This window comes from Sphingobium sp. Ant17, from assembly GCF_000588875.1.
GTDB lineage: Bacteria > Pseudomonadota > Alphaproteobacteria > Sphingomonadales > Sphingomonadaceae > Sphingobium.
Genome location: NZ_JEMV01000111.1, coordinates 1 through 8,398, shown reverse-complemented (window position 1 = coordinate 8,398; position 8,398 = coordinate 1). Strand labels below are relative to the sequence as shown.

The following is an 8,398-nucleotide window of genomic DNA, read 5'->3' as shown; positions in this document are numbered from 1 at the left end:
CCAGTTCCACGCTCTGAACTGGACCCCGGCCTTCGCCGGGGAACATGACCTACAGGTTTCCATCAAAGTTCGTCGGTATGTATGGCAAAAATTGCCACTGCATTCAATGTTTGGCTTTAGTCGCGCTATCCTTTTGATAACTGCCGCTGCGCGTATTTCAGCCTCGTCACCGATTTTTCGGCTCGCGCGATCAGCAACGCCAGATCGTCCAGCGTATCGAGCAGCCCGGCCATCAGAAGACCCGGACCATCTCGCCCTCGACACGCGCGCGCAAGCGGGGGCGGAGGCCGATGCGTGACACTAGGTCGACCTTGGTGCCGAGCGCATCGGACAGTTCCAGCATGGCCCCGGCCTGATCGAACAGGCTGAATTGCCGTGCCGAGTCATAGTCGTAGAGCAGGTCGAGATCGGAGGCTGGGCTGGCTTCGTCCCTAGCGGTCGATCCGAACAGGTATAGCGCGTTGATGCCGCGCGCGCGCAGGCGACGTTCGAAGGGCTTCAACCGGGTGATCGCTTCGGCCTTTTTCATGGCGCCATTATGCCCCAGCTTTCTGAAACACGCAATTTGCCAGCGCGCTGGGGATTCTGCGTTTGAACGGAAAAACGGCCGACCCGTTGCCGGATCGGCCGTTTTTTCAAACCCCGCGCATCGCGCCCGGCCTTACGCCGCCTGCGCGGCCTCTTCGCTCGCGGGCAGGCGGATCAGGTAATCGAACGCCGACAAGCCTGCCGTCGAACCTGCGCCCATGGCGATGACGATCTGCTTGTAGGGGACCGTCGTGCAATCGCCTGCGGCAAACACACCCGGCACGCTGGTTTCGCCGCGGGCGTCGATTTCGATTTCGCCGCGAGGGGACAAAGCGACAGCATCCTTCAACCATTCGGTGTTGGGGACGAGGCCGATCTGGACGAAGATGCCTTCCAGCGCGACGTCATGTTCGGTGCCGCTGTTGCGGTCCTTGTAGGACAGGCCGGTGACGCGGTCGCCATCGCCATCCACCTTCGACGTGAGCGCCGAGGTGATGATCTTGACGTTGGGCAGGCTGGCGAGCTTGCGTTGCAGCACCGCGTCGGCGCGGAGCTGGCTGTCAAATTCGATCAGCGTCACATGGGCGACAATCCCGGCGAGGTCGATCGCGGCTTCGACGCCGCTATTGCCGCCGCCGATCACCGCGACGCGCTTGCCCTTGTAGAGCGGGCCATCGCAATGCGGGCAATAGGCAACGCCCTTGTTGCGATATTCCTCTTCGCCGGGCACGCCCATCTGCCGCCAGCGCGCGCCGGTCGAAAGGATGAGGGTGCGGCCCTTCAGCGAGGCGCCATTTTCCAGCACGACCTCATGATAGCCGCCTTCGGTGCGGGCCGGGATCAGCTTCGCCGCCTTTTGCAGGTTCATGATCTCGACGTCATAATCCTTGACGTGCGCTTCCATGGCGGAGGCGAGCTTTGGCCCTTCGGTGCGCGAGACCGAGATGAAGTTTTCGATATCCATCGTGTCGAGCACCTGGCCGCCGAAGCGTTCCGCCGCGACGCCGGTGCGGATGCCCTTGCGCGCCGTGTAGATGGCCGCCGCTGCGCCAGCGGGACCGCCGCCGACGATGAGGACTTCGAAGGGTTCCTGGGCCTTGATCTTTTCGGCGGCGCGGGTGGCGGCGCCGCTGTCGATCTTGGCGACGATCTGTTCCAGTTCCATCCGGCCGCTGGCGAAGGGTTCGCCGTTGAGGAAGACGGTGGGGACGGCCATGACCTTGCGGCTGTCGACCTCTTCCTTGAACAGCGCGCCGTCGATGGCGACGTGGCTGATGCGGGGGTTGAGAACGCTCATGAGGTTGAGCGCCTGCACCACGTCGGGGCAGTTCTGGCAGGAGAGCGAGAAATAGGTTTCGAAGGCGAAGTCGCCGTCGATGTCCTTGATCTGCTGGATCAAGTCCTGCGCCGCCTTTGCCGGGTGGCCGCCGACCTGCAGCAGGGCGAGGACCAGCGAGGTGAATTCATGGCCCATCGGCAGGCCCGCGAAACGCACGCCGATATCGGTGCCTGCGCGGCGGATCATGAAGCTGGGGACGCGCTTGTCGGTGCCGGTGACAACGGTCACCTTGTCCGACAAAGCGGCGATTTCGCCGAGCAGTTCGCCCAGCTCGCGGGATTTGGCATCGTCACCTAGAGAGGCGACGAGTTCGATAGGCTCACGGATGTTGACCAGATAGGCCTTGAGCTGCTGCGTCAGGGTGGTGTCAAGCATGGGATAATCGTCCTTCGATAGATACAAAAATGGCTCGGAGCGGAGGAGGGGTTCCACTCCGAGCCACTTTGCGACCCGCTAGGGGAACCGTTATTTAGATTTTGCCGACCAGGTCGAGCGAGGGGGCCAGCGTGGTTTCGCCTTCTTCCCACTTGGCCGGGCAGACTTCACCGGGGTGCGCGGCGACATATTGCGCTGCCTTCACCTTGCGGAGCAATTCGGTCGCGTTGCGGCCGACGCCTTCCGAGGTGATTTCCATGAACTGGATCACGCCTTCGGGATCAACCAGGAAGGTGGCGCGATCGGCAAGTCCGACGCCCGGACGCATCACGTCGAAATTGTTGGTGATGGTGCCCGACTGGTCACCCAGCATATAATAGTTGATCTTGCCGATGGCCGGCGAGGTGTCGTGCCAGCCTTGTGGCTGAAATGCGTGTCGGTCGAGACCGAGAAGACTTCGACGTTCAAGCCCTGGAGGGTCGGGTAGATGCCGGCCAGGTCTTCCAGTTCGGTGGGGCAGACGAAGGTGAAGTCGGCGGGGTAGAAGAAGAAGATCGCCCACTTGCCCTTCACGTCCGCGTCAGTGACGTCGACGAACTTGCCTTCCTTATAGGCGGTCGCGGCGAACGGCTTGATGGTGGTGTTGATGAGAGCCATGGGCTGTCCAGTTCCTTATGTGGGTTGCTGTTGCAGACACCCATGTAGGGACAGGGCCGAGTCGAGGGAAATTGGTTTTCTCGGATGGGGTGAGTGAGAAAAGCGATCACAGCCGATCGGATTGATCGACCCAGTCGCCGCGCCATTGGCCAAGCGCCAGCATCATCGCGCGTTCGACCATCGCCTGCGCCTCTTCCGCCGAGAAGGTCGAGGGATCAAGGCAGAGTTCGAGCCAGAGGCCATCGACCAGCGCGGTGAGGCTGATCGCCGCGAGCCGGGCGCGGGCGGGCGGCATTTCCGGCACGGCGGCCAGCAACAGGGCTTCAAGCTGGGCGCGGGAGGCGGCATAGATTTGCGCATGGAGCGCGGCGACGGCGGGGTCGCTCTTGACGAGACTCCAAAAGGCGATCCAGGTGGCTAGCAGGTCCGGGTCCAATATGGGGGCGCGGAAATTGCCCTGAAGGCAGGCGCGCAGCCGGTCGCGCGGGTCATCGCCCGCCGCCGCCACCGCCTGGTCCAGCGCGGCGGACACGGTGGCGCCGACATCGACATAGGTGGCGAGGATCAGCGCATCGACCCCGTCGAAATAATGGGTGAGCAGGCCAGAGGACACGCCCGCCTGCGCGCAGATTGCCCGTACTGACGTGCCGCCGACGCCCTTTTCTGCGAGGCAGCGGGCCGTCGCCTCGATGAGTGCCTGACGCCGCACGTCGGGGGTTTCGCGCACGAATCTGGCCCTGGGCTTTTGCATCCTGTGGTTCATGATCTTGTCCCCCCGTGGCGTATTGGCGACAGACGGTCGCGCTGGCAAGGTGACGTCCTGACGGGGAGGGGATCGAATATGCCGTGTCGCTGCTTTTGTCCGTGATAGCCAAGGAGATCGACCGATGACCCGCCGCCTTTCGCCCTTCCTGCTCGTCGGCGCATTTTTGACCGCTTGCACCCCTGCCGCCGACACGAACGAAGCGGCCAACGCCACGGCCAGCGCGCCGACGGTCGAGACGATCGAGGACACCGACGCCATCAATGGCGCGGACGGCCCGGTCGGACGCCTGCCGACCGACGATTGGATCGGCCGCTGGATGGGGCCAGAGGGGCTGTTCCTCGACATTCAGCCCGCGCCCGATGGCAGGCCGGGCAGCTATGCCCTGACCAACAAGGATAATCTGGACCGGCAGGGCACCTATGTCGGCATGGCCGAGGATGCGACGATTCGCTTCACCCGCGACGGCAAGCCACTGACGATCCGGCCCGGCACCGGCGCGGAGACGGGCTTCAAATATCTCGCCGACAAGACCGACTGCCTGATCGTGGTTGCGGGGCAGGAGGGCTATTGCCGGTGAGGGGGCTGGGCGCGTTCTAATAGGTCCGTCGCGCCGAAAATTATCGCGAGGGGCGCAGCACGGGACGCGCCAATCCCTTTCCCGCGTAAAATCTCTGCCGCGCACGAATGAAAAGGACTTGGCGGCCTTGCCTCTTGCCTCTATCGGCGCATGGCACTAGGGCAATGCCTTAACGGTTATTCACAACCACCAACGATACCCATTAAGAAGGACCACTCATGAGTGAGACCGCGGATCGCGTAAAGAAAATCGTCGTCGAGCATCTGGGCGTGGAAGCCGAAAAGGTGACCGAGGACGCGAGCTTCATCGACGATCTGGGCGCCGACAGCCTCGACATCGTTGAGCTGGTCATGGCGTTCGAAGAAGAATTCGGCGTCGAAATCCCCGACGATGCGGCCGAGAAGATCGCCACCGTCAAGGATGCCATCGATTATATCGACAGCAAGCAGTAAGGCGTTTTGCGGCCCGCACATGCGGGCCGCCTTTCGTGTTAGGAAATGGCTCCTCCTGTCCGGTAACCCCGGAGCGCGGGGAGCTTTTTCGTATCTGGTGCAGCGTTTGCGGGTCGGATCGACCGGGCAGACAATGCGTCAAAGAGACTATTTCGGAGCAAATATATGCGTCGCGTCGTCGTAACCGGCCTTGGCATGGTCAGCCCGCTTGGCGGGGATGTGGAAACCACATGGAAGAACATCATCGCGTCCAAATCCGGCGCGGCGACCATCACGCGGTTCGACCCGACCGACTATAAGTGCCGGATCGCCTGCGAAGTGAAGCCCAAGGAGCATGAATATGGCTTCGACCCTTATTTGGAGGTGGATCACAAGATCCAGCGCCAGGTCGATCTGTTCATCGTCTTCGGCATCGCCGCAGCGAGCGAGGCGCTGCGCGACGCGGGCCTGCTGAACATGACCGAAGAGGAGCGGCTGCGCGCTGGTTGCTCGATCGGTTCGGGCATCGGCGGCCTGCCGGGCATCGAGAGCGAATCGCTGGTGCTGGCCGCCAAGGGGCCGAGCCGGGTCAGCCCGCATTTCGTCCATGGTCGCCTGATCAACCTCATTTCCGGCCAGGTTTCGATCAAATATGGCCTGATGGGGCCGAACCATGCGGTCGTCACCGCCTGTTCGACCGGCGCCCATTCGATTGGCGACGCCGCGCGCATGATCGCGATGGACGATGCCGACGTCATGCTGGCGGGCGGCGCGGAAAGCGCGATCTGCCCTATCGGCATCGCCGGTTTCTCGCAGGCGCGGGCGCTCAGCACCAATTTCAACGATGATCCGACGCGCGCCAGCCGTCCCTATGACGTCAACCGTGATGGCTTCGTGATGGGCGAAGGCGCAGGCGTCGTCGTGCTGGAAGAATATGAGCGGGCCAAGGCGCGCGGCGCGAAAATCTATGCCGAAGTGCTGGGCTATGGCCTGTCGGGCGATGCCTATCATGTCACCGCCCCGCACCCCGAAGGCTCCGGCGCATTCCGGTCGATGCAGATGGCGCTCAAGAAGTCGGGCCTTAGCCTTGAAGACATCGACTATGTGAACGCGCATGGCACATCGACGCCGATGGGCGACGAACTGGAACTGGGCGCGGTGCGCCGCCTGTTCGGCGACCAGATCGGCGCAATGTCGATGAGTTCGACCAAGTCGGCGATCGGCCATTTGCTGGGCGGCGCGGGTGCGGTGGAAAGCATTTTCTGCATCCTCGCCATGCGCGACGGCATCGTGCCGCCGACGCTCAACCTCGATGAACCGAGCGAAAGCTGCAAGGGCGTCGACCTCGTCCCCCATGTCGCCAAGGAGCGCAAGGTGCGCGCGGTACTGAATAATTCGTTCGGCTTTGGCGGCACCAACGCGTCGCTCATCATGAAGGCGATCTGAACTGGACCCCGGCCTTCGCCGGGGAACAGGAGAACATTATGGCGAAGCGCAACCGCACTGGCCCGAAGCAACGACTGGGCTGTATCGTCCTGCTGATCGGCCTCGCCGTTGCGGCCTTCATCGCCTTTCGCTTCGTGGCGGGCTGGACCGAACAGGGCCCGGCAGCCCAGGATGTCAGCGTCGTCGTGCGCGACGGGGCGACGCTGTCCGATGCCGCCGTGCTGTTGAAGCAGGCGGGTGCGGTGCGGTCGGCCGACGCCTTCCTGACGCGCGCCAAGATTTTCGGGGCGGGCACCCCGATCAAGGCGGGGGAGTTCGTCATTCCCGCCGGGGCCAGCAACAGCGATATTCTCTCCATCCTGCAGGGTGGCAAGACGCTGACGCGGTTGATCACCATTCCCGAAGGCATGCCCTCCATCCTGGTGCATGAGCGGTTGATGGCGAACGACCAGTTGACCGGGGATATCCCGGTGCCGGAGGAGGGGAGCGTCCTTCCCGACAGCTATGCTTTCGACAAGGGCGAGCCGCGCGCCGCCGTGCTGAAACGCATGCAGGCGGCGATGGACGAGGCGCTGGCCAAATTATGGGCCGAACGCGCGCCCAATACGATCGCCAAAACGCCCAAGGAAGCGATCATCCTGGCCAGCATCGTGGAGAAGGAAACCGCCGTTGCCGCCGAACGGCCGACGGTGGCGGGCGTCTACAGCAATCGGTTGCGCACCAATATGATGCTGCAGGCCGACCCGACGATCATCTACCCGATCACGCGCGGCAAGCCGCTGGGCCGCCGCATCCGCAAGTCGGAGATTGCGGACGTCAACGACTATAATACCTATGCGATGGTCGGCCTGCCCAAGGGGCCGATCGCCAATCCAGGGCGGCTCTCCATCCTCGCCGTGCTGCATCCGGCCGAAACCAAGGCGCTCTATTTCGTCGCGGACGGGAAGGGCGGCCACATCTTCGCCGACACCTATCAGCAGCATAATGAAAATGTGCGCAAATGGTTTGAAATCCGGCGGTCGCGCGGCGAACTTTGACGCCTGACCGTCGATTTTCTCGACGGCGATTGCGTGTCGTGCGATTGCCGTACCGTCACATAGTCACCATATGGTGATCGCCGCCGCGCAACGGTGGCGGCCCTTATTTGGAGACGCGCTATGCTGGGAAGAACCGTACCGAATGTGACGCTCAAGACGCGGGTGCGCGACGACAGCGTTGAAGGGCCGAACCCCTTTCGCTGGCAGGATGTCCACACCGGCGATCTGTTTGCGGGCAAGCGCGCCGTCGTGTTCTCGCTTCCCGGTGCCTTCACGCCGACCTGCTCGACCGAGCAATGCCCGGCGTTCGAACGCTCCTACGATGATTTCAAGGCGGTCGGCATCGATGATGTTTATTGCATCTCCGTCAACGACGCCTTCGTCATGTTCCAGTGGGGCAAGCAGCTGGGCCTCAACAATGTGAAGCTGCTGCCCGATGGGTCGGGGGATTTCACCCGGCGCATGGGCATGTTGATCAAGAAGAACCATCTGGGCTTTGGCGACCGCAGCTGGCGCTATGCCATGGTCGTGGAAGACGGCAAGATCGTCGCCTGGTTCGAGGAACCGGGGATCAACGATAGCGGCGAAGATGAAGACCCCTATGGCGAGACCCAGCCCGAACCTGTGCTGGAATGGCTGAAGGCCCATCCGGCTGGCTGAGTTGGCCCCACCGGCCCCCATCATCGTCAGCGCGTTGATGGGGGCGGCGGACTTCGCCTGGGCGGACGGACTGCGCCGTGCGCATTTTCCGCCCGAACGCAATGTCCTGTCCGCGCATATCACGCTGTTCCATCATTTGCCGCCCTCGGTGCTGGGGGAGGTGAGCGATCGGCTCAAGGCCTTGTGTCGTGGCCCCGCGCCGACGGCGCGGCTGAGCGAGGTCATGATGCTGGGGCGGGGCGTTGCGTATCGCATCGACAGCCCGGACCTGGCGGCCATGCGTGATGAATTGGCGGAGGCGTTTACCGGCCTTCTGACGCCGCAGGACCAGGCGCGGCCCCGGCTGCATGTGACGGTGCAGAACAAGGTTGCGCCTGCCGAGGCGAAAGCGCTGGCGGAGCAGTTGCGGGCGGATTTTGTGCCACGCCCTTTCGCGATCGCCGGGCTGGCTGCCTGGTATTATCGCGGGGGGCCGTGGGAATTGGCGATGAAGGCCAGTTTTCGGGGGTAGGTATATGTTTCCGTTCGCCCTGAGCTTGTCGAAGGGCCGCTCTTGAGGCCTCGCGTTTTCCGTTCCCCGGC

Annotated in this window: 9 protein-coding genes and 1 pseudogene; 6 read left to right on the top strand and 4 right to left on the bottom strand. The window is 63.1% G+C overall.

Features of this window, described 5'->3' with window-relative positions:
- Window positions 1-232: 232 nt before the first annotated feature.
- The 4 genes and pseudogenes from BF95_RS23960 to betI all read right to left on the bottom strand — a co-directional run bounded on the left by BF95_RS23960 (window position 233) and on the right by betI (window position 3,662).
- Window positions 233-529: a nucleotidyltransferase family protein gene (locus BF95_RS23960; protein ID WP_043155166.1), complete on the bottom strand. Its 297-nt coding sequence runs from the start codon at window positions 527-529 to the stop codon at window positions 233-235.
- A gap of 132 nt (window positions 530-661) precedes the next feature.
- Window positions 662-2,242: an alkyl hydroperoxide reductase subunit F gene (ahpF, locus tag BF95_RS23955; protein ID WP_043155169.1), complete on the bottom strand. Its 1,581-nt coding sequence runs from the start codon at window positions 2,240-2,242 to the stop codon at window positions 662-664.
- 94 nt (window positions 2,243-2,336) lie between these two features.
- Window positions 2,337-2,899: pseudogene (ahpC, locus tag BF95_RS30500) on the bottom strand (alkyl hydroperoxide reductase subunit C).
- Window positions 2,900-3,005: 106 nt separating this feature from the next.
- Entirely contained in the window at window positions 3,006-3,662 is a 657-nt protein-coding gene (betI, locus tag BF95_RS23945) for a transcriptional regulator BetI (protein ID WP_043155164.1), read from the bottom strand.
- A gap of 124 nt (window positions 3,663-3,786) precedes the next feature.
- Here betI and BF95_RS23940 point away from each other — a divergent pair, with 124 nt between their 5' ends.
- The 6 genes from BF95_RS23940 (at window position 3,787) to BF95_RS23915 (ending at window position 8,327) form a co-directional block, all read left to right on the top strand.
- Window positions 3,787-4,242, top strand: a complete 456-nt coding sequence (locus tag BF95_RS23940; RefSeq protein WP_043155162.1) for a hypothetical protein — start codon at window positions 3,787-3,789, stop codon at window positions 4,240-4,242.
- Window positions 4,243-4,460: 218 nt separating this feature from the next.
- Complete coding sequence (locus tag BF95_RS23935; protein WP_007689016.1) at window positions 4,461-4,694, top strand: acyl carrier protein; 234 nt, start codon at window positions 4,461-4,463, stop codon at window positions 4,692-4,694.
- 165 nt (window positions 4,695-4,859) lie between these two features.
- On the top strand, window positions 4,860-6,119 hold the full coding sequence (gene fabF / locus BF95_RS23930; RefSeq protein ID WP_043155159.1) for a beta-ketoacyl-ACP synthase II: 1,260 nt from the start codon (window positions 4,860-4,862) through the stop codon (window positions 6,117-6,119).
- Between the two features lie 38 nt (window positions 6,120-6,157).
- Window positions 6,158-7,156 carry an endolytic transglycosylase MltG gene (gene mltG, locus BF95_RS23925; protein WP_043155156.1) on the top strand — a complete coding sequence of 333 codons (999 nt, stop codon included), beginning with the start codon at window positions 6,158-6,160 and terminating at the stop codon, window positions 7,154-7,156.
- 120 nt (window positions 7,157-7,276) lie between these two features.
- Window positions 7,277-7,816, top strand: a complete 540-nt coding sequence (locus BF95_RS23920) for a peroxiredoxin (protein WP_043155155.1) — start codon at window positions 7,277-7,279, stop codon at window positions 7,814-7,816.
- A gap of 37 nt (window positions 7,817-7,853) precedes the next feature.
- Window positions 7,854-8,327: a 2'-5' RNA ligase family protein gene (locus BF95_RS23915; protein WP_051520223.1), complete on the top strand. Its 474-nt coding sequence runs from the start codon at window positions 7,854-7,856 to the stop codon at window positions 8,325-8,327.
- Window positions 8,328-8,398 lie beyond the last annotated feature (71 nt).

Coding starts and splice junctions, on each gene's coding strand:
- BF95_RS23960 (WP_043155166.1), bottom strand. CDS start 529: ATGAAAAAGGCCGAAGCGATCACCCGGTTGAAGCCCTTCGAACGTCGC.
- ahpF (WP_043155169.1), bottom strand. CDS start 2,242: ATGCTTGACACCACCCTGACGCAGCAGCTCAAGGCCTATCTGGTCAAC.
- betI (WP_043155164.1), bottom strand. CDS start 3,662: ATGAACCACAGGATGCAAAAGCCCAGGGCCAGATTCGTGCGCGAAACC.
- BF95_RS23940 (WP_043155162.1), top strand. CDS start 3,787: ATGACCCGCCGCCTTTCGCCCTTCCTGCTCGTCGGCGCATTTTTGACC.
- BF95_RS23935 (WP_007689016.1), top strand. CDS start 4,461: ATGAGTGAGACCGCGGATCGCGTAAAGAAAATCGTCGTCGAGCATCTG.
- fabF (WP_043155159.1), top strand. CDS start 4,860: ATGCGTCGCGTCGTCGTAACCGGCCTTGGCATGGTCAGCCCGCTTGGC.
- mltG (WP_043155156.1), top strand. CDS start 6,158: ATGGCGAAGCGCAACCGCACTGGCCCGAAGCAACGACTGGGCTGTATC.
- BF95_RS23920 (WP_043155155.1), top strand. CDS start 7,277: ATGCTGGGAAGAACCGTACCGAATGTGACGCTCAAGACGCGGGTGCGC.
- BF95_RS23915 (WP_051520223.1), top strand. CDS start 7,854: ATGGGGGCGGCGGACTTCGCCTGGGCGGACGGACTGCGCCGTGCGCAT.